Annotated in this window: 18 protein-coding genes; 16 read left to right on the top strand and 2 right to left on the bottom strand. The window is 34.5% G+C overall.

The annotated features are described in order from the left end of the window. Positions 1–370: 370 nt before the first annotated feature. Positions 371–754, top strand: a complete 384-nt coding sequence (locus tag LIS78_RS19065; RefSeq protein WP_252284199.1) for a hypothetical protein — start codon at positions 371–373, stop codon at positions 752–754. Positions 755–952: 198 nt separating this feature from the next. After that, positions 953–1,120 carry a hypothetical protein gene (locus LIS78_RS19060; RefSeq protein ID WP_192885621.1) on the top strand — a complete coding sequence of 56 codons (168 nt, stop codon included), beginning with the start codon at positions 953–955 and terminating at the stop codon, positions 1,118–1,120. 401 nt (positions 1,121–1,521) lie between these two features. Here the strand turns inward: LIS78_RS19060 and LIS78_RS19055 are convergent, their stop codons facing one another. Further along, positions 1,522–1,713, bottom strand: coding sequence for a hypothetical protein (locus LIS78_RS19055; protein WP_195782274.1), 192 nt, complete (start codon positions 1,711–1,713; stop codon positions 1,522–1,524). 381 nt (positions 1,714–2,094) lie between these two features. Here LIS78_RS19055 and LIS78_RS19050 point away from each other — a divergent pair, with 381 nt between their 5' ends. From LIS78_RS19050 to LIS78_RS19000, 11 genes are all read left to right on the top strand, one after another. Continuing rightward, complete coding sequence (locus LIS78_RS19050; protein ID WP_195782275.1) at positions 2,095–2,670, top strand: LysE family translocator; 576 nt, start codon at positions 2,095–2,097, stop codon at positions 2,668–2,670. A gap of 25 nt (positions 2,671–2,695) precedes the next feature. Beyond that, positions 2,696–3,472, top strand: coding sequence for an AraC family transcriptional regulator (locus LIS78_RS19045; protein WP_195782276.1), 777 nt, complete (start codon positions 2,696–2,698; stop codon positions 3,470–3,472). A gap of 75 nt (positions 3,473–3,547) precedes the next feature. Next, positions 3,548–3,925 (top strand): hotdog family protein, encoded by a 378-nt coding sequence (locus LIS78_RS19040; protein ID WP_195782277.1) that lies wholly within the window; start codon positions 3,548–3,550, stop codon positions 3,923–3,925. Between the two features lie 201 nt (positions 3,926–4,126). Next, positions 4,127–5,026 carry an AraC family transcriptional regulator gene (locus tag LIS78_RS19035; RefSeq protein WP_252284198.1) on the top strand — a complete coding sequence of 300 codons (900 nt, stop codon included), beginning with the start codon at positions 4,127–4,129 and terminating at the stop codon, positions 5,024–5,026. 384 nt (positions 5,027–5,410) lie between these two features. Continuing rightward, entirely contained in the window at positions 5,411–6,352 is a 942-nt protein-coding gene (locus LIS78_RS19030) for a sugar phosphate isomerase/epimerase family protein (RefSeq protein ID WP_195782279.1), read from the top strand. A gap of 109 nt (positions 6,353–6,461) precedes the next feature. Then, the gene (locus LIS78_RS19025) at positions 6,462–7,676 is read left to right on the top strand and encodes a Gfo/Idh/MocA family protein (protein WP_252284197.1); all 1,215 of its coding nucleotides are present in this window, start codon (positions 6,462–6,464) and stop codon (positions 7,674–7,676) included. Positions 7,677–7,854: 178 nt separating this feature from the next. Next, positions 7,855–8,019, top strand: a complete 165-nt coding sequence (locus LIS78_RS19020; RefSeq protein WP_195782281.1) for a Spo0E family sporulation regulatory protein-aspartic acid phosphatase — start codon at positions 7,855–7,857, stop codon at positions 8,017–8,019. 256 nt (positions 8,020–8,275) lie between these two features. Beyond that, positions 8,276–9,697: a sugar porter family MFS transporter gene (locus tag LIS78_RS19015; protein WP_286676931.1), complete on the top strand. Its 1,422-nt coding sequence runs from the start codon at positions 8,276–8,278 to the stop codon at positions 9,695–9,697. A gap of 149 nt (positions 9,698–9,846) precedes the next feature. Next, entirely contained in the window at positions 9,847–10,869 is a 1,023-nt protein-coding gene (locus tag LIS78_RS19010) for a Gfo/Idh/MocA family protein (protein ID WP_252284196.1), read from the top strand. 195 nt (positions 10,870–11,064) lie between these two features. Next, positions 11,065–11,988, top strand: a complete 924-nt coding sequence (locus LIS78_RS19005; protein WP_252284195.1) for a sugar phosphate isomerase/epimerase family protein — start codon at positions 11,065–11,067, stop codon at positions 11,986–11,988. A 275-nt stretch (positions 11,989–12,263) separates the two neighbouring features. Beyond that, the gene (locus LIS78_RS19000; RefSeq protein ID WP_195782283.1) at positions 12,264–13,058 is read left to right on the top strand and encodes a DeoR/GlpR family DNA-binding transcription regulator; all 795 of its coding nucleotides are present in this window, start codon (positions 12,264–12,266) and stop codon (positions 13,056–13,058) included. Positions 13,059–13,349: 291 nt separating this feature from the next. On the opposite strand, the gene LIS78_RS18995 is transcribed toward LIS78_RS19000, so the two are convergent. Further along, positions 13,350–15,875, bottom strand: a complete 2,526-nt coding sequence (locus LIS78_RS18995) for a tetratricopeptide repeat protein (RefSeq protein WP_252284194.1) — start codon at positions 15,873–15,875, stop codon at positions 13,350–13,352. 304 nt (positions 15,876–16,179) lie between these two features. Here LIS78_RS18995 and LIS78_RS18990 point away from each other — a divergent pair, with 304 nt between their 5' ends. From LIS78_RS18990 to LIS78_RS18980, 3 genes are all read left to right on the top strand, one after another. Next, complete coding sequence (locus LIS78_RS18990) at positions 16,180–17,241, top strand: NAD(P)-dependent alcohol dehydrogenase (RefSeq protein ID WP_078082457.1); 1,062 nt, start codon at positions 16,180–16,182, stop codon at positions 17,239–17,241. 201 nt (positions 17,242–17,442) lie between these two features. Then, a complete protein-coding gene (locus LIS78_RS18985) occupies positions 17,443–18,837 on the top strand; it encodes an MFS transporter (RefSeq protein ID WP_252284193.1) in 1,395 nt (464 codons plus the stop codon). Positions 18,838–18,880: 43 nt separating this feature from the next. Further along, positions 18,881–19,861 carry a carbohydrate kinase family protein gene (locus LIS78_RS18980; protein ID WP_252284192.1) on the top strand — a complete coding sequence of 327 codons (981 nt, stop codon included), beginning with the start codon at positions 18,881–18,883 and terminating at the stop codon, positions 19,859–19,861. The last annotated feature ends 328 nt before the right edge of the window (positions 19,862–20,189 follow it).

Genomic DNA, 20,189 nt, shown 5'->3' with positions numbered 1-20,189 from the left:
TTGATTAGTGGTTCGTTTTTTTTGTTATGGTGAACATAGGTTTCATCTGTTTCCTTCCTTCTAGCCGTTGATTGGAGGGCAAGGCGAAGACTCCGCTTTTCCCGCAGGAGTCTTGCACGGAAATCAACTGCGATGTCACAAGCGGTTCAGCTCATGTATCTTATTTGTTCGTCTTTAGATGGAATTCATTTTGTTATGTCTCAACCTCTTTTTATTCCTGCAGTATCTTAGCTAAGAATATATACAAAATTAAGATATAAAATATGGAAAAAATGTTATTATATAGATAATGATTTAAAAATAAAATGATGTATAGGGGATATCAGCTAATAGGATTTGGGTGCTTTTTTACCGTGTAGGAGGATTTAAATTGAAAAGGAAGTTTTTGTTTTTAGGACTTATATCTATTTTTTTATTAGTATTGGGTAGCTGTGGTAGCAAGGAAGAAAGTGTGCGTTTCGAAGGTGAAGGAGATCATTGGAAAGCTTTATATCTTTTAAATAAAGGAGAGAATACTCAAAACGGGCAAGGCAGTATCATCTATAAAGGAAAAGACAAGGAGAAAGTAGGAGAAGTTTCTTATGTTGTGGAAGGGGGAACAAGTAAATTATCAGGTACGGATGACGAGACAGAAGGGAAAATTAATTTAAATGGGAGCTGCAGTGGGTGTTCGACCCAAAGCAGCAACGCTCCTTTTCATGTGACAATAAAATGGAATGGTAAAGAAGATAAATTTGATTTAACATCAAAGTAGAACGATAAAACGTTGTATGTATATGAAACTACAATTCTGGCCACACTAATAACGTATTCTCCCTATTCTAATAAAGTTAAAAATCCTTTGCCTACATCAGGGAAGGATTATTTTTTTATAAATCTTGCTTTTATTGGTTGTTAATCTAAATATAGGGGAATTACATATACTAAGAGCACACAAAGGGGATAAATATTAGTGACAAATTATAGGTACTATACGGGATCCCTGTTCGTCAGGGAATTAGAACGTTTAAAAGAAGAATATATTCAACTTGATCTCGACGATGTGAAAAGAATGGTTAAAGAAGATATTTTACTTTTAGAAAAAGCGGTGAATATGTTGTCTACGAATACAGTTTATTAAATTAAGCAAACTACTCAAGATGCAATAAAGCATTATCTAACGACTACTGTTAATTCAACTTTAAAAAATGGCTACCTCTTTTGACTGGGAAGAGGTGGTCTTTTTCAATTTCCAGACTGGATAGGGCATACTAAGTAAAAAAAAGCGTTTGAAAGCATTTTATAATATTTCCTAGTTTCTAAGAAATATTGCCCAGACAAAAAAGGACATTTCTTCTATGTCCTGTTCCCTCGTATCAGCCCCGCCTACGCTAAATACTATGACAGCCACTCATGCCATCCAACCTATACTTAGTATAAACGAAAGCGTTTACAAAGTAAAGATATTGATGAAATATTCTGTCTATTTTTTATATTAAACTTATCTATTTCGAATAATATCAAATATGATAGGTGAAATTTTTAATGTCTAGAGATTAACTCGCTCATTAATCTGTTTAAAGCAATGTGTAATATATCATGTTCTGTATACTCTTGTTCAAAGGCTAGACTTCTTTTTTCTTTTTTCCTCAACAACTTTCTAATTTCATCACATAAATAAATTTGAGAATCCAAAAGCTTTATTTCTTTTCTATCTTTTATTTGTTTAGACATGAAATCAACTCCTTTATGATTCTTTAAGGAACTATTCTATCTTTTTTTAAAAAAATCCTTCTTCTATTAAATCGGATTAACGTAATGGGGGTTATCAGAAGGAACAACTCCAATAGTTAAGAATAAAAAGCTCTGTATATTATATACAGAGCTAGTTTACATTTGAGGATGCAATTCTTGGATGAAAAACATCTTTTTTATGTACATAATACAGCTTAAGTAAAATAGTATCAAATAAGTTTTTTCCTAATTCATAGTTATATGATACAGAGGTAGCAAAGATAAAACTGCAGCTTTATATAATCCCGCAATAATATACTATATACCAATGAATGTTCAGATGTACGATTATATGAGGATATCTTGAAAGGAGTTTCCCTCATGAATATTACATCTTTTATCTTTTATTGTTTTATTGTTACCTTTACACCAGGCCCTACTAATATCGTCATATTATCTACCGTGCATAATTCTGGGGCCAAAAAGGCGATGGAATATACGTATGGAGCAACGATTGCTTTTGGTTTCTTACTTGCTATTTCTTCCATGCTGAATACATTACTTGCAGCAGTAATACCCAAAATTTTAATTGTTATGCAGATACTTGGAAGCTTTTATATGTTGTATCTTGCTCATCAAGTTTATAAAATGGATTCATCCAAGCCAACTTTAAACCACACGGGTACCTTTATATCTGGCTTCCTTACACAGTTTTTAAATCCAAAGGTCGTATTATTTACACTGACCGTTATTCCTACCTATATTCTGCCTTATTATGTTTCAATGCCTGCGATTACCATAGGTGTTGTGGCTATAACTGTTATTGGATTTTTAGCATTTATTACTTGGATACTTTTCGGTGCAATCTTCAAGGAGTTTTTACAGAAGCATAAAAAGGTTGTTAATGTATTGATGGCATTGTTTTTAGTTTATGCCGCAATTATGATATGGGTGTAGGTAAGCTACTCAGGAGGTGAAAGAAATGGACAAATTTATTTATAAAAAATCAGCAGGGATTACAGCTTTGTCAGCAAGTATGACCGATTTTACGTATAAAAAACATTCTCACAAAGAGTATGCAATAGGGGTTACACTGCGTGGTATTCAACAATATAACTTAGATGGCAGCTTACACTTATCACATCAAAATGGTATTATGCTTTTTAATCCAGAACAAGCACATGACGGAATGGCACATGATAAGACAGGCCTTGATTACGTAATGCTATATATTGATCCAGAATTGCTATTAGAAGTTATTGAGAAAAAGGATATCGTACGTTTTTCAAACCCTATTGTATATGATTATAGACTTGAACAAAGAGTATTAAGTCTTGCTGATGCAATATTAAACCAAAAAGATGAGGCTTTGTGCAATGAATTACTGTTATCGCTGACAGAAAGCCTTATCCAAACTGATCTTTCTAGTGGTTTTAAGAAAGATAACGCTCTAATTAGAAAAGCAAAGGATATCCTTCATCATAATTTAGAAAATGTGCTTAAACTTGAAGAAATATGTAGAGAGCTTAATTTATCAAAGTTTCAGTTTATACGGATATTTAAAGCTCATACTGGCATTTCACCATATCAGTATTTTCTTAACTACAAAATAGAACGTGCAAAACAATTAATAGAGAAGAATAGAGATATTTATGCAGCAGTGGCTGAGTGTGGTTTTGTTGATTTAACTCATTTAAACAAACACTTTAAAAGCGTATATGGAACAACAGCTTTTGAATATATGTCACATTTAAATTAAGTAGGAATTTTCACTACTAAGTTTATAGTTATACTTAGAGAAGATAAATGGTTTTCAAATAAAGGGGGAATAAAATTGTCTTTAAAGGTAGGAGATATCATTACATTTGAACGGACTTTCACAATAGAGGATGTTGAACTGTTTACAAAGGTTTCAGGGGATCAAGGATCTCATCATGTGACGCCCGGTGAACAAGGAAGGCTTGTCATCCAAGGATTACTAACTGCTACATTGCCAACAAAAATTGGCGGTGATCACAGTGTACTTGCTCGTAAAATGACTTTTGAATTTTTGCGGCCCGTCTTTACGAGCGATACTATTCGTTGTGAAGTCACAATCGAACAATTCGAAAAGCAGGGTGAACGAACTCTTATTACTGCTTCTTTTATATGTCACAATCAAAATGAGAAAGAAGTTTTAAAAGGGGATTTCTCGGGAATTATAAAAAATTAATCTTTCCTCAGATCCCATATAATAACTTACACAAATTAAAAGGTTTCTATTTAGCTTTTTATTTAATTCTTCTTCAATTTATTGTTCTTTACTTTCATTTAGAGTCCTTATAGACAAATTTTTTCATTTAAATTATAGTGTGTATTAATAATTATAATTAATGAATAAATTTTCTAATTTTATAAAGGGAGGGGCGTTTTGTTGGATAAGTTTGTCTCGGGGAAAATCACTTTAAATGAATATATTCAGTGTACAGAAAGCAATGGAGTATCTTTTTATATTCACTACTGGGGAGTTATGCCAAAGCATTACAATAATTTACTTCATAAACATTCATTCTTTGAGGCGTGTTACGTTCTCGAAGGAGAAGGAACTTATATAGACCAGGGATGTACATATCAATTAAAAGAAAATACAATGTTTCTTTCAAAACCGGGTGTTTTACATCAAATAAAAAGCGACACCGGACTTTTTCTGTTATATGTGGGGTTTGAACTAAATGAATCAGAATCAAGTGAAAAGTGGGTAACAATAATTGAAGAGGCAAAACAATGTTCGGAAGTAGTGATAGATGTAAAAGACGATACCGCTGCACCGTTAATGTGGAAGTCTCTTTTAATTCAAGCAGCAAAGAGTGAAAGCGCTTTTTTTGAGGAGATACTATCCAATTTAGCTCATTCTCTTATTCTTTCATTAATACAAACCTTTGTTGTGTCTCCGAATTACCATAGTCAGAAGACTGTTCCAAAAAAGTCTTCTTTGATTCTTACCCTTGCGAAATTATATATTAAAGATAATTTATCAAATTCTATTAAACTTACGGATACAGCCACTTATTTACACCTATCTAGTCGACACCTCTCTCGGCTATTTAAAGCTGAATTAGGGATCAGCTACTCAGAGTATGTACAAAATGAAAGAATTCAAAAAGCTGCTACATTGCTTAAAACAACCGATTTATCTATTAGAGATATTGCTCAAGAAACAGGTTTTCCAGACGTTCATTACTTTACACGTGTTTTTACTGCTTCGATGCACAGCTCACCAGGGCGTTTTCGTGCCCTATATACAAAGTTAAAAACGGTTATATATAAAGATTAGTCAACCCTTCTCTACTCAAGGTCATTTATGAAAAAGTAGAGAAGGGTTATTTTTATTAAATAAAATTAGTAATGTTTTATAAAATTGTCCTTAAAAGATAAAAAGTAGTCCTCTTAAAACAAAGACGATTAAGATTTCATAATTTATACTAATTACTATAGAAACGAAATTTATTGAATACTCAATTAAATAAAAGCGTTTCCAATCACTTGTTTCTCAATGTATTAAGATTATCTTATGAAAATGGACAAGTCTAGTTAACCAACAACGATATCGCTAAGTTATAAACAAAGTTGTTAAGTGATAAAAATTGTTGAAAATATTTGTCCTATAATTATAATCTTGGTGAGTGATTTTAGACAGATTTTTTAGGAGGAGAAAATCATGAAATTATCTTATGTAACAGACAGTTTAGGACATTTACCTTTTGAAGAAATGTTAGACGTGATAGCAGAGATGGGAATCGATACGATTGAAATGACCACAGGAGGTTGGTCACCAGCGCCTCACTTGAGACTACATGAACTTTTGGAGAGCGATTACAAAAGAGCTGAATTTTTAAATGAATTGGAAAAACGCAATATTAAACTTTGTGCATTAAATTGTTCTGGGAATCCATTGGATCCAGGTGAGTTGGGTAAAGAGCATCGAGAAGTGACAGATAAAACATTCGAATTAGCCAAATTGTTAGGTGTAAAAAAAGTAATTATGATGAGTGGATTACCAGCTGGAAGTCCTGAAGATAAAATTCCAAACTGGATTACGTATACGGTAAGCTGGCCTCCAGTGTTAAAAGATATTTTAGACTATCAATGGAATGAAGTAGCTATACCCTACTGGAAAAAACTGGTTGATAAAGCGGAATCCTGCGGTATTGAAAAAATCGCTCTTGAAAACTTTAGCTCTCAATTAGTCTATAATCCTGAAACATTATTTAAATTGCGTAATGCGGTAGGCCCTATTGTAGGACTAAATTTAGATCCAAGCCACTTAATCTGGATGGGCGCAGACCCAATTTTGTCAGCTAGAGAATTAGGGGCAGCTATCCACCATGTTCATGGAAAAGACGTGCGCCTTGAGAGACATCTATCAGGAGTTAACGGAGTAATGGAAACAAAAGAAGTGACGGATGTAGCAAATAGAGCTTGGAATTACGTAGCAGTAGGTTGTGGACAGGATTTACAGTGGTGGAAAGAGTTTTTCTCTGTTGTTAAGATGATGGGCTATGATGAAGAAGTTTCTTTAGAAATGGAAGATTTAACAATGTCGGTTGAAGCCGGGGTTCGAACTTCAATTAATGCATTAAAACAAACACTTAGCTTTTAAGTAAAAGAGCTGAATTGCTTTGAGTACGTGAGGTTATATATTTCTGAATATTAGAATTTTTATCAGAGCTATCTAAAATAAATACTACGTGAAAGAGAGGAATTTTACTATGTTAAATGGAGAGAAAAAAATTGCAAGACCGTTACGATGGGGTATGGTTGGTGGAGGAAGACTAGGGCAGGTTGGCTATAAGCATCGAATTGGGGCACTTAGAGATAACACGGCTTTTCAACTGGTAGCTGGGGCATTCGATATTGATCCTGCTAGAGGAAAAGACTTTGGTGTGAATATTGGAGTCTCTGAGGGCCGTTGTTATCCAAATTATGAAATGATGTTTGCAGAAGAAGCGAAGCGAAAAGATGGACTTGAAGTTGTATCAATTGCTACGCCTAATGGTACTCATTATGAAATTTGTAAGGCGGCATTACACGCAGGTTTACATGTAATTTGCGAAAAGCCTTTGTTTTTCACAAGTGATGAGGTGCTAGAGATTAAAGCATTAGCTGAAGAAAAAGGGAAAATCGTTGGGGTAACGTATGGATTCTCTGGTAATCAGCTGCTGCTTCAAATGAGAGCAATGGTTGAAAAAGGAGAAATCGGCGATGTACGAGTAGTTGAATTGCAGTATACGCATGGATTTAATGCCACTGATGACGGTGACAAAGTAAATGCTGCGCAAAAGTGGCGCGTGGATCCTAAAATTGCAGGACCAAGCTATGTGTTAGGCGATCTTTCTACCCACACGTATTATATGTCACAGTTGATTATGCCTCAAATGAAAATTAAAAAGTTATTATGTGATCGCCAGAGTTTTATCGGCAGTCGTGCGCCCCTAGAAGACAATGCTTACGTTTTAATGCACTATGAAAATGGAGCGGTAGGTAGACTGTGGACATCTTCTATTGATGCGGGTTGTATGGATGGTCATCGAATTCGCATTGTGGGTTCAAAAGCAAGCTTAGAATGGTGGGACAGCAAGCCGAATGAATTACGATATGAAGTGCAAGGGCAACCAATCCAAACGCTGATTCGATCAATGCCTTACTTAGATGAAAGCTGTAATGCGGATGAGCGTTTAGGTGCTTTACATCAGGAAGGGCTTTCAGAGTCATGGTCAAATATTTACCTGAAGTTTGCGATTGCAATTGATGCAAAAATGCGTGGTGATCAAGAAACGTTAGATACACTTGTTTACCCAGACATTAATGCAGGACTCGAAGGCGTTCGCTGGATTGAAAATTGTGTACGTTCAGCAGATCAAGGATCCGTATGGGTAGATTTCGAGAGTAACAAAGAAGCTGCATTGGTAGGGAAAACTCTTTAAATTTAGGTGAGAAGGCAATTAAAAGCATCAAAATAGTAAATTAAAGCCGTGGAATTGGTTTTGAAAGCTAATGTCACGGCTTTTAATAAAAGGATATGAAAAAGAATCATGAATTTTTAGTGTTTTAAAGAAAAGAGCGAATTAAAAAATTTAAAATAGTAGAAGGGAAAGAGTCCTGATGATTTTGAGGGAAATACTAGATTTAAGTAAAAGCATAGCAAACTATCGTGTGGATATGCATGAACTAGCAAAGAATAAAGGTTTCTCTGATCCAGATGTATTAAAAATCAACCAACAGTTAGATTTTAAAATTCAGAATATTAAAAATATAATAAAGGGATAATCATTCGTTCTACACATATACACTCGGTTAAAGTGTAGCCGAAGAGTAAAATGAAAGCGTTTTAAAGGTTCGGGTAAATCGAAAAAGGATTTTATTTACAATATATCCTAGTTGGTGGTTTTTATTTAGATGTAAGAACATTTGTTATCAATGTTTGTTAAAAGAGAGGTATTTCTTTTGTACTTATATTTAGTAAAAAGCTTGATGAATAAGGGTTTTATTAGAAGAAATACAATTAATAAAGGGGGAATTTAACGTGGAAAATCTCAAATTGCCTAGTGAGTACTCAGCCCAAACGGAACAGGTAAAGGAAAAGGAATCAAAAAAGTTTTTGAAATTAATCACCATTGTGTCAACGTTTGGAGGGCTATTATTTGGATATGATACAGGGGTTATTAATGGTGCGCTTCCATTTATGGCTCGTCCTGATCAATTAAACTTAAATCCTTTTACGGAAGGTCTAGTAGCAAGTTCTTTAGTATTAGGTGCGGCTTTTGGTTCGATATTTGGTGGACGCTTATCTGATAACAAAGGACGAAGGAAGGTTATTTTGTACCTTGCGATATTATTTTTCTTTTCCGCAGTTGGTTGTGTTATAGCGCCAAATACAACTATAATGGTTGTTTTCCGCTTTCTGTTGGGACTTGCTGTTGGCGGATCTTCTGTGGTCATCCCCTCTTATCTTGCTGAAATAGCACCAACAGACAGGCGCGGCATTTTGGTTACACAAAATGAATTGATGATTGTTACTGGACAGTTCCTTGCTTATATATTTAATGCAGTTATTGGTAATGTTTTTGGAGATGCAGGACATGCATGGCGTTATATGTTAGTGATTGCGACATTGCCAGCTTTGGCGCTTTGGATTGGAGTACTCATTTTACCTGAAAGTCCTCGATGGTTAGCATCAAAAGGAAAAATGGCCGACGCATTGAAAGTCCTCCAAAAGATTCGTAGTGAAAGTATTGCTCAACAAGAATTAAAGGATATAAAAGCACATATTTCAGAAGAGCAAAAAATAGAAAAAATGAGCTTCAAAGATTTAAGGACTCCTTGGATTCGCCGGATTGTGGTTCTTGGTATTTTTATTGGCTCAATCTCACAACTAGTGGGTATCAACTCTATTATGTATTATGGAACACAAATTCTTGAAAACTCTGGTTTTGGTACAAAAACAGCGTTAATTGCAAACGTAGCAAACGGATTAATTGCCGTTGTAGCAGTTATTGTTGGTATGTCACTACTAAATAAAGTGAATAGAAGACCTATGTTGCTTACAGGTTTAACAGGTGTTACGGTTGCACTTCTCACGATTGGTATTTCTGCTCTACTACTTACAGGATCTCCGGTGCTGCCATATGTAGTATTATCAATGACGGTAGTATACTTAGCCTTCTTTCAAGGAGCTATTGGTCCAATGTCATGGCTTATACTTGCTGAAATCTTCCCTGTTCGTTTACGTGGTATTGGTATGGGGTTAGCTGTATTATTTTTGTGGCTTTGCAACTTTTTAGTAGGATTATTCTTCCCTCTTCTACTAGATGTAGTAGGTTTATCATCAACATTTTTCCTGTTCGCTGTGTTTGGTATTGTAGGAATAATATATGTGGCAAAATTCTTACCAGAAACTAGAGGGCTGTCATTAGAGCAGATAGAGGCTAACTTTAAAAAGAGTTAATTTACTAAATGTATAGAGCTTACAAAGTTTGAATCCAGTTTCAATTAGTTAGATATACTCCACTTAATCCTGTGAAAGCTTGCCCTTACAGTGAGTGGAGTTTGACTTATATATAGATAAAGAAATAATAGTCAAAGGAGTTGGAATAAGTGAAAACTTACGTACGGTGGGGAATCTTAAGTACTGCGCAAATTGCACAAAATGAATTACTGCCTGCTTATATGAAGGCCACGAATGCAGAAGCTACAGCTATAGCTAGTTCGAATATAAAAGTTAAGGGAATTACTGGAAAATTCAGGATTTCAAAAATGTATGACTCCTACGATAAATTATTGGAAGACCCAGACATTGATGCTGTTTATATTCCATTGCCAAATGCACTTCATTCACATTGGGTAAAGAAAGCTGCAAAAAAAGGGAAGCACGTACTTTGTGAAAAGCCAGCAGCATTAACTTTCAAAGAAGCTGAGGAAATGATTGAGATATGCAAAGAAAATGGCGTTATGTTTATGGAAGCATTTATGTATCAGTTTCATCCACAGCATCAAAGAGTAAGAGAAATTATAGATTCCGGAGAAATTGGAGAGTTAAAAATGATGAAGGCAAGTCTTTCATCCTATCTTGAAAACCAGGATGGAAATATTCGTATGAATGGTGAATTAGGTGGGGGTAGCTTATATGATATGGGCTGCTACTGTATTCATGCCATTCAAACTCTATTAAGCTCGAATCCTAAGAAAGTTTTTGCTTCTATGCAGAAAGATCACGATAGTCAAGTAGATATTTCCGTAACTGGGTTAATGGAGCTTGATAATGGTATGAAAGCTATATTTGATGCTGCCATGGACCGTACAGTAATAGATTATTACAAAATTATTGGAACAAAAGGTAGTATTCAAGTGCCAAGAGCTTTTGCACCGCAATTGTTTAATGGCGAGGCGCTTATTTTGACATATACAGAGGAGGGAAGATACAGAGAAGAAAAGGTCTTTGGAGATCAGTATAAACTTCAAGTTGAATATTTCTCTAGCTGTATATTAGAAAGGAAAATACCTAACCATTTTGCAGAAAATACGAGCTATAATATGAAAGTTATTGATGCCTGCTTTAAATCTGTTGAAAAAGGAGCTCTTGTAGACGTTTCATCAGAGGAATTAAAGGTTTCTCATTAAACAATCAATTGAACGAAACGAAAATATATTAAAGTGTGTTTTCCAAATTCCATCGCTTATATATTGGTTTTTACATAAGGAAAGTATGTTCCTTACAGTTGGATTAGAAGGAATAAAACATCGATTTATTTCAATGGCGTTTTTTCAATTCATTGAGTAGTATCTATTTTATTATAGGAGCTAGGAGTGTTATAGATGAGTGTAAAAATTTCAGGGGCGCCTTGTTGTTGGGGCGTTGATAATCCCGAAAATCCCTATCTACCACCTTGGGAAAGGGTTTTACATGAAGCCTCGCAAGCTGGTTATAAAGGGATTGAGCTGGGTCCTTATGGATATATACCCATGAACATCGAAAAAGTGCAAGCAGAGCTCTCTAAAAATGATTTAACGATAATAGCAGGAACAATTTTTGATGATTTAGTATCAGAGTCTAATTTAGAAAATTTACTGCCTCAAGTAGATGATATTTGTTCATTAATAACAAAGCTGCCTTCAACTCTTCAAGAAAAAGGACAAAAATTTCCAACTCCTTATTTAGTAATGATTGATTGGGGACACGATGAGAGAGAGTATGATGCAGGGCATCCAGAAAAAGCGGTACGATTGTCTGAAAGAGACTGGGACAATATGATGGCTCATATTCGTGCTCTAGCAGTAAGGGCATGGGAAAAATATGGAGTACGCTCGGTTATTCACCCGCATGCGGGCGGTTACATTGAATTTGAAGACGAAATTGAAAAACTTTTAGAAGATATACCTTATGAAATAGCAGGACTTTGCTTAGATACAGGGCATTTATATTATTCAAAAATGGATCCAATAAAGTGGCTTCAAAAGTGTGCAAATCGACTAGATTATATTCACTTTAAAGATATTAATCCCGATATATATAAACAAGTAATGGAAGAACGTATTCGCTTTTTCGATGCTTGCGGTAAAGGGGTTATGTGCCCGATTGGACAAGGTATCATTGATTATCACTCTATTCATAAATTATTGAAAGACATTAATTACCATGGATACATCACAATTGAGCAAGAGCGGGATCCTAGAAACTCTGATACGAGTTTACGTGATATTAAACAAAGCGTTGACTATTTAAAGAGTGTCGGCTATTAATCAGAATTTATGCTTAAAAAGCAAGTTTGGATTTCTTTTGATAATTAAACAAATGATAAGAAACAACATCTAACTGTGCTTTACTTCAACTAAGAGGTAAAGCACTTTTTAATCTTTTGTTCTCTGGAAAAACTGAGCATTAACCTCACCACTCATTTTCCCGAAGTTAAAAAATTACCATGTTAAATAATAAAAGTTAAAGACCTTCAGCAAATTTAACGAGAGATTCATTCCGAAGAAGGTTTGAAATTTACAAGTTAAGGATGAGGATAGGAATGTTAAAAGTAAAGCGAATTCAACAAATGCAGGAATATGTCTTCAAACACCAATTTGTCTCGTTAGATGATCTCGGTACCGTTTTTGGTGTCTCTAAGACCACAGTAAGACGTGATATTCAAAGGCTTATTAATGATGGGACTATTAAAAAAGTATATGGCGGGGTAGCTATAAATAATCATGCAGAACTTGAATCATTTAACGAGGAAAAAACAAAAAAACAGTTTCAAAAGCATTTAATTGCTAAAGCTGCAGCTAATTATGTAGAAAATGGAGAGGTAATATTTATAGATTCAGGAACAGACACATTAGAAATGATTACATTTCTAAAAAACAAACACGTAATTATCATTACTAATAGCTTGGATATTATAGTTCAAGCCTTGCCTTTTGAAAATTTAAACGTGATTTCAACTGATGGTTTACTCGAACGTGACACGAAATCATTTTCTACTTATAGTAAACGAAATTCATTTGGAAAATATAATTTTGATAAGGTATTTATGGCTTCATCAGGTGTGTCAGTATCAAAAGGAGTCACATGCACATCGCCCATTGAAAGTGAAATTAAAGAAACAATAGTAAAAGGAAATGCAGAGGTTTTTTTATTAGTAGATCATACTAAATTTGAAAAATATGCTATTTTCACTTATTGCGGATTGGAAGAAATTGATTACTTAATAACAGATGATTTCCTAGATGAAAGTTATCAAGAGTGTGCTACAAAAAATAATATTGAAATCGTCATTGTTAATCATTGTATAGCAAGAAAACAAAAGTTTCTAGAACGCTGAATTTTAAATTTGCATCGAGTGATCAGTTATCAAAAGTAATTTCTTTAGAGAGTGTTTTTCTTCATGAAACTAGTTGACTTTCCATTTGATAAACAAATTGTGTCTTGCCCATTCGCCTCTATGCCAGAGCAATATGGGATTACAGAAAGTGATAAATAAGCAAGTAGAAGTATCTCAACCTCCCTTAACACAAGAGTAAATGGAACAGGTTAATTTCACCTTGATTGAAGCAATATATACAAACAAAAAGCCACTTGTTTCATTCAAGTGGCTTTTTGCTACTTAATTCTTTCAAATATTATGTTTAATGACGTCATTAAATTCTTCTACTTCTTTTCGAATACTAATGGTTGGTCCCCAAGAATCAATAAGGCTGATAGCTTTTTGGCTTGATTGTAAAGCCTCCATATGCTCTCCTTTTCGCAATAACACTTGGGCCATCCCATAGTGGTAATATATTAACTCAATTTGGTTGGCTTTATCTTTCTGATAAAGAAGGCTATTAAAGCATTTTTCTGCTTCCTCACGCTTATCACAAATGACATAAGCTACTCCTAAATTGAAGTAAGCTTCAATGGTCTTTTCTCCTCCATAGATTAAACTGATTTCATTAGCTTCTTCATATAACCGGATGGCTGCTTCATAATTTTTATACAGCATAAACAAATCACCGCGCACTAGCAAAATTCTATGCTGAATAACTGGTGTAGTAGAAATCTCCCTAACTTCTTTAAGAATACGTTCTGCTTTCTTAGGATTATTCTTCTTTAAAAAAAGCCTTGCTTTTAAGGCAAGTCCCCAAGCCTTCAAATCGTAAACATCAGAATTGTCTGAGCTTAACTGATCTAGTGTCTTTAGACCGGAATCTATTTGTAGTAGGGAATCATCTAGGTTATTGACCTCCATCAGTGCCCATCCCAATGTGTCGATTCGAAAAAATGCTTCATGGGTATGTTTTCTAAGTTGTTTTGCATAATCAGCTGCTATTTTCCCATATTTAATCCTTAAAGGTAAATTAATTCGACTTAGAAAATGGCTTATACGAATTACAAGTTCAATCAAAAGCTCTTTTTGGTCGGATTTGTTTGCCCATTTTATAATCTTAAGTATATTTAGCCATTCTTTCTTAATTTCCTCCAAATCACGACCAAGTAAATAACTCCAATAAATAGAATCAGGAAGATCTCGTTTTAAATGGTTGTCTAAATACTGGATATAGTATTGGCTCCAACGCTTACGTGCTATATTTTCAAATTGTTTATCTTCTAACAATCGTTGTTCACCATACGTTACTACGGTTTGATGCCCTAAATAATGAATTTTTCCTTCTATACGTTCTCCTTGAATAAGTGCAAACAGTTTCATTTGATCAACAGCAAAATGGAATCTTCGAGCGTCTAGTCCAGCCACTGTTGCCCAACTTTCCTCTTCAGGAGGTTTACTGAAAAAACATAACACTTTCCATAGAAGTAAAGTGTCCTCATTACATCGCTCCCACGTGCGTCCGAAAAGAAAATCAAATAATTCTAACAGAGAGTAACCTGCTTTACCTAGTTCCTCAATGAGTTGCTGAGCAGGAATGTCATCATCTGCAATGTAAGCTATGCTAAGCGCGATAGCTTTAGGATTTCCAGCAGTAGCCGAAATTAGCTCTTCGCGAATTTCGCGAGGGCTATTTAATAACTGTTCCATTTGTTCTTGTTTAGTTGAAGAATTAGACATTTTCATATGTTGTTGCACTTCATAAGAAAGATAGTTAAGAGCGTCATCTTTTTCCAGACCCTTTAGTTGAATGGTTACCATATCTCTAAAGTTGTTTCTATATTTTTGTTGTAGGTTCTCACGAGATGTGAGTAATACTTTAACGCCTTGTGGAAGATTAGTAATAAATTCATAAATTTCACTTTCAGCTGTATCGATGCTATCTATAACAAGTAATACGGATTCTTCTTTTGCATAATTAGCCAGTGCATTACGAACCACAAAACGTTTTTCATTAATTGATCGGTTTATTTGTTCTATCCGTCCAAGTTGGTAAGCAATTGTATTTAGAAAGTCACTAAAGGTTAGTCCTTTCCAATCGGCACTAAACCATATTATTGAGTTGAATTTTGGCCAATCCATTTCAAGGTTTTCTGCTTCCTTATGATGCTCCTGAACACATGCATATGCTACCTCAAGAGCAATAGTTGTTTTTCCAATACCAGCCCATCCAGAAATTAAACATAATGGAGAAGGAGAAATTACCCACTGACGAATTGCCTCTAAGTCAAAGTGTCTTCCAATAAAAACTCCTGACCAGCGTGTTGGTAGGTTATGTATTGTAGAATGTTCCTTTGGAGTAGCATCCTCAGTCTGAAGTTTACTATGAAATATTTTTTTAACTACTTCCTCAATATCTTTATCAAGAGGTGTACCAAATGAGTTGTCTGCCCCTAATATTTTTGCCTTTTCTAGACACGAAGACACCCAAGCAGGTAAAGCAGGTTTAAGAGTGGGTATAGAAGTTGTTTCCATCAGTTTTGAGAACCAACTTATATCTAAATTCGTTTTTTTTAGTATTATCCATATGATGCCGAAGAGCTTTCCATCGTCAATACGACCAGGAATATATTTTACTCCCATCTGACCTATCCAACTTTTAATTGTATTAGAAGATACACCTAATTCATTTGCGATATTAGCTATATAAGATTGTCCTAGTGAGCTATCTTCGCCCTTTTTTCTTTTAATCTTATAATCAGGGTGAAGTTTTAGTTCTTTAACACCCAAAGATAACAGTTCCGCAAACTTCTTCTGATCTTCAATTTCAGCCATAAGAATTTTACACCTCCTATTAGCTTTATTTTAACGCTATATCTTTTTTTATTGTATATAAAAAAGAAAAGTACAGTGCTACTGTACTTTTATACAGTACAAAAAGCTATTGGTAACGTAACGTTAACAGGTAAAATTAGCTCATGTAATAAAAAAAACTAAAATGTATGCACTTACATGACGGCAGAAATATGTTTAAGTTACAGTTAAGTACATTAGAGATTTATGAGTTAAAAATAAATTCATATTAATTTTTACGTTGTGAGTTTATATAGAAATTCTATTAAAGAAAGGAAAATTATTGATGAATAACAACTTACCTAAAACCATGAAAGCAGCTGTCATGCACGGCACAAGAGAAATCAGTATTGAAACATTGCCTGTACCACAAATTGATGATAATGAAGTTTTAATTAAAGTAATGGCTGTAGGAATTTGTGGCTCAGACTTACATTATTATACCCATGGTAGAATCGGTAAATACAAAGTAGAGAAACCATTTATCCTTGGACATGAGTGCTCAGGTGAGGTTGTAGCTATCGGATCATCTGTTGAAAGATTTAAAGTAGGGGACCGCGTAGCCGTTGAACCAGGAGTAACCTGCGGACATTGTGAAGCATGCAAAGAGGGACGATATAATCTTTGTCCAGATGTTCAATTCTTGGCAACACCACCGGTTGATGGTGCCTTTGTTCAATATATAAAAATGCGTCAGGATTTTATCTTTTCAATCCCAGATACCCTTTCCTACGAAGATGCTGCCTTAATAGAGCCTTTTTCAGTTGGCATTCATGCAGCGACGAGAACAAAACTTCAGCCTGGGTCAACAATTGCTATTATGGGAATGGGACCGGTAGGTCTAATGGCTGTAGCAGCAGCAAAAGCATTTGGAGCAAGTACAATAATAGCAACAGACTTAGAACCATTGCGTCTTGAGGCAGCAAAACGAATGGGAGCGACTCATGTTATTAATATTAGAGAGAAAGATCCTCTTAATGAAATTAAAAATATTACTGAAAACGTAGGCGTTGACGTTGCATGGGAGACAGCAGGGAATCCAAAAGCATTACAATCTTCACTAGCTTCAGTTCGTCGTGGTGGAAAATTAGCAATCGTAGGTTTACCTTCTCAAAGCGAAATTCCACTCGATGTACCATTTATTGCTGATAATGAGATTGATATATATGGTATTTTCCGTTATGCCAACACTTATCCTAAAGGAATTAAATTTCTCGCTTCTGGTGTAACTGATACTAAGAACCTTGTAACAGATAGATATCCATTAGCTGACACACGTGAAGCGATGGAGAGAGCACTAAATTTTAAAAACGAATGTTTAAAAATTATAGTGTATCCAAACCAATAAAAAACATTATACTTGAAAGCTAAGTTCTAGTTGGTATTTACAACAAAATTCTTGAACTTCTAATTTTCAGATGCGGATTTAAAAATAGAACAATTGCAACTAAACCGCATCTGTTTTTTCTTTAAGATTAATGTTGATAATACGGACTTTCTACTATTTTTCTTAGCATATTTTTGAAAACGCATTCTGGGGGTATTACCTATGTTAAACGCAGAACAATCACAAATATTAGAGGCTGAAAATAAAGATAAATCTAATTCTATTACTAGGTTATCCTGGTTAGAACGGTTTGGATATGGATCAGGAGACATGGCATATAATATTGTTTTTCAATTCGTTAATGCCTATCTACTTTTTTATTATACTGATGTTGGAGGTATCCATCCTGCAGTTGTTGCGACATTATTTTTAGTAGTACGAGTTCTGGATGCTATTTGCGACCCTATAATGGGAGTTATTTTAGATAAAACTAATACACGTTGGGGAAAAGCAAGACCATATTTGTTATGGGTCTCACTTCCTTTTGCGTTATTCACTATCCTATGTTTTACCAACCCTCACTTAGGGTCAACTGGAAATATTATATATATGTATATTACCTACATCTTACTAGGGATGACGTTTAGTATGCAAACGATTCCAGTTAATAGCTTAACAGGACGAATTACTAACAATGTTCAGGAGCGTACAGTTTTAACAACTATTCGTATGATATTGGTTTATGTAGGAATACTTCTCTCCATTTCATGCGCAACCCCTCTTGTAACAGCTATTGGAGGAGAAAATCAAGAATTTGGATTTCAGATGACTGCGCTAGTCTATGCTGTTGTAAGTATAATTTTAAATTTATTTAGCTTCTTTACAGTACGAGAGCGTATTGCTCCTAAAAAGATTAAAAAGCATGGACTTAAAGTAACTTTATCTGTTTTGGTTAAAAACAAGCCACTACTAGTATTAGTTTCATCTTTCTTGGCATTTGCTATTGGTTTTAATATTAAACTTAGTACAATGGTTTACTATTTTACTTACAATGTTCATCAAAAGGAATTAGTATTTTGGGGCACTGTTTTATTTTTTGGAGCTGCACTAATTAGTAACTTATTTATTCCTTTATTCTCTGATAAATGGGGTAGAAAGAGTGTGATGATTGTATCAGCTACCATATCTCTTATTTCATATATAGGACTCCAATTTACTTCTTTTAATTCAGTTTCTTTAATTTTATTTTGGCTGTTTGTTTCGGGATTCTTTACCACTCCACTAAACACACTAGCTTGGGGGATGGTTGCCGATTGTGTAGATTATGCTGAATGGAAAACTGGAGTTCGAGCAGATGGCGTTGTTATTTCCTTAATGAGTTTTACTAATAAGTTAGGGGTTGCACTTGCTGGATCATTCTCAGCCATCTATTTGGGCATAGCAGGTTATGTAGCTAATGCGGAACAAACCGCAGCTTCGCTAAATGCTATTAAAAATATGAATGCTTTAGTGCCAGGAATTTTTATTTTACTTTCTGTATTAATAATATGCTTTTATCCTTTAACTGAAAAAACATACAATAAAATAATTTTGGATTTAGAGAAAAAATCCAGGTAAAAATTGATTCAATTTTAAAATTAAGTAAATGAGTGTGATATAAGTGCAAAATAGCATAAGTGAAAATGCTCCAGTTGTTTGTGTAGGAGAATTATTAATTGATTTCTTTTGTAGCAATATTAATTCCAATTTAATAGAGGGACGCCAATTTTTAAAAAGTGCCGGCGGAGCACCAGCAAATGTATGCGCGACCATAGCCAAACTAGGGGGTAATGCATCATTTAGTGGTAAAGTAGGTAAGGACCCATTCGGTTACTTTTTAGAAGAAACCTTAAATTCATTAAACGTAGATACTTCCATGCTTGCTTGGGATGAGAAAACAGCAACTACTCTAGCCTTTGTGTCACTACAAGAAAATGGTGAGCGAGACTTTGTGTTTCATAGAGGAGCTGACGCTTTAATGACAATGGATGACATTGACCTAAATGAAATAAATAAAGCTGAAATCCTTCATTTTGGTTCAGCCACGGCTATGTTAACTTCTCCATTCCGTGAAACTTATTTAAGCCTTATATCTAGTGCTAGAGAAAAAGAGAAATTTATTTCTTTTGATCCTAATTATCGAGGGGATTTATGGAAGGAAAGATTGATTGATTTCATCTCAATTGCTAAGAAAGCTATTTCTTTAAGTGATTTTGTAAAAGTAAGTGATGAGGAATTAGAGATTATCACAGGCACTAAGAATCATGAGTTAGGTGTTGATATCCTTCATCGCATTGGAGCTAGAATTGTAGCGGTTACGCTTGGGAAAAGAGGAACATTAATATCTAACAGTAGCAAAAAGAAACTAGTAAAAAGTATTCCTATTATGTCAATTGACTCTACAGGAGCAGGGGATGCTTTTGTAGGTGCAACTTTATTCAAATTATCGAACATACATGATATCAAATTCATTGAAAAAGATTTTGATCAGTTACTCGACATTATCACGTTTGCAAATCGGATTGGAGCGCTTGTGTGTACAAAAATAGGCGCAATTGAGGCACTGCCAAGTATTGAAGAAATAGAAATTAGTACCATATAAATATCCTAGCCGTAACAATACAATAACTAAAACACGCACAGTACAAAAGCCACTTGTTATTACATAAGTGGCTTTTTGCTACGTTAAATACATTAGGTAATTCACGTATTATTTCATAGCTTATATAGGCTAGAAGAGCCTTTTTGCTCTAGTAAAGAACATTAGGATAACTAAGAATGTATACAACATAAATATGTAAAATACGGAAAAAATGTTATTATGTAGTTGTGGATTCACAAATAAAATGATGTATAGGGGATATCAGCTAATATGTTTTTATCATTATAGGATTATAGCCGTCTTTGTAACTTTATGTTCGTTAGAAGCT

The sequence above is a fragment of the Priestia megaterium genome (assembly GCF_023824195.1).
Classification (GTDB): Bacteria; Bacillota; Bacilli; order Bacillales; family Bacillaceae_H; genus Priestia; species Priestia megaterium_D.
This window is presented reverse-complemented; position numbering and strand designations above follow the sequence as displayed.

Bases quoted from the DNA above. Each gene is read 5' to 3' on its own strand.
- LIS78_RS19045 (WP_195782276.1), top strand. From the start codon at position 2,696: ATGGACAAATTTATTTATAAAAAATCAGCAGGGATTACAGCTTTGTCA.
- LIS78_RS19020 (WP_195782281.1), top strand. From the start codon at position 7,855: ATGATTTTGAGGGAAATACTAGATTTAAGTAAAAGCATAGCAAACTAT.
- LIS78_RS19055 (WP_195782274.1), bottom strand. From the start codon at position 1,713: ATGTCTAAACAAATAAAAGATAGAAAAGAAATAAAGCTTTTGGATTCT.
- LIS78_RS19030 (WP_195782279.1), top strand. From the start codon at position 5,411: ATGAAATTATCTTATGTAACAGACAGTTTAGGACATTTACCTTTTGAA.
- LIS78_RS18995 (WP_252284194.1), bottom strand. From the start codon at position 15,875: ATGGCTGAAATTGAAGATCAGAAGAAGTTTGCGGAACTGTTATCTTTG.
- LIS78_RS18990 (WP_078082457.1), top strand. From the start codon at position 16,180: ATGAATAACAACTTACCTAAAACCATGAAAGCAGCTGTCATGCACGGC.
- LIS78_RS19000 (WP_195782283.1), top strand. From the start codon at position 12,264: ATGTTAAAAGTAAAGCGAATTCAACAAATGCAGGAATATGTCTTCAAA.
- LIS78_RS19025 (WP_252284197.1), top strand. From the start codon at position 6,462: ATGTTAAATGGAGAGAAAAAAATTGCAAGACCGTTACGATGGGGTATG.
- LIS78_RS19050 (WP_195782275.1), top strand. From the start codon at position 2,095: ATGAATATTACATCTTTTATCTTTTATTGTTTTATTGTTACCTTTACA.
- LIS78_RS19005 (WP_252284195.1), top strand. From the start codon at position 11,065: ATGAGTGTAAAAATTTCAGGGGCGCCTTGTTGTTGGGGCGTTGATAAT.
- LIS78_RS18985 (WP_252284193.1), top strand. From the start codon at position 17,443: ATGTTAAACGCAGAACAATCACAAATATTAGAGGCTGAAAATAAAGAT.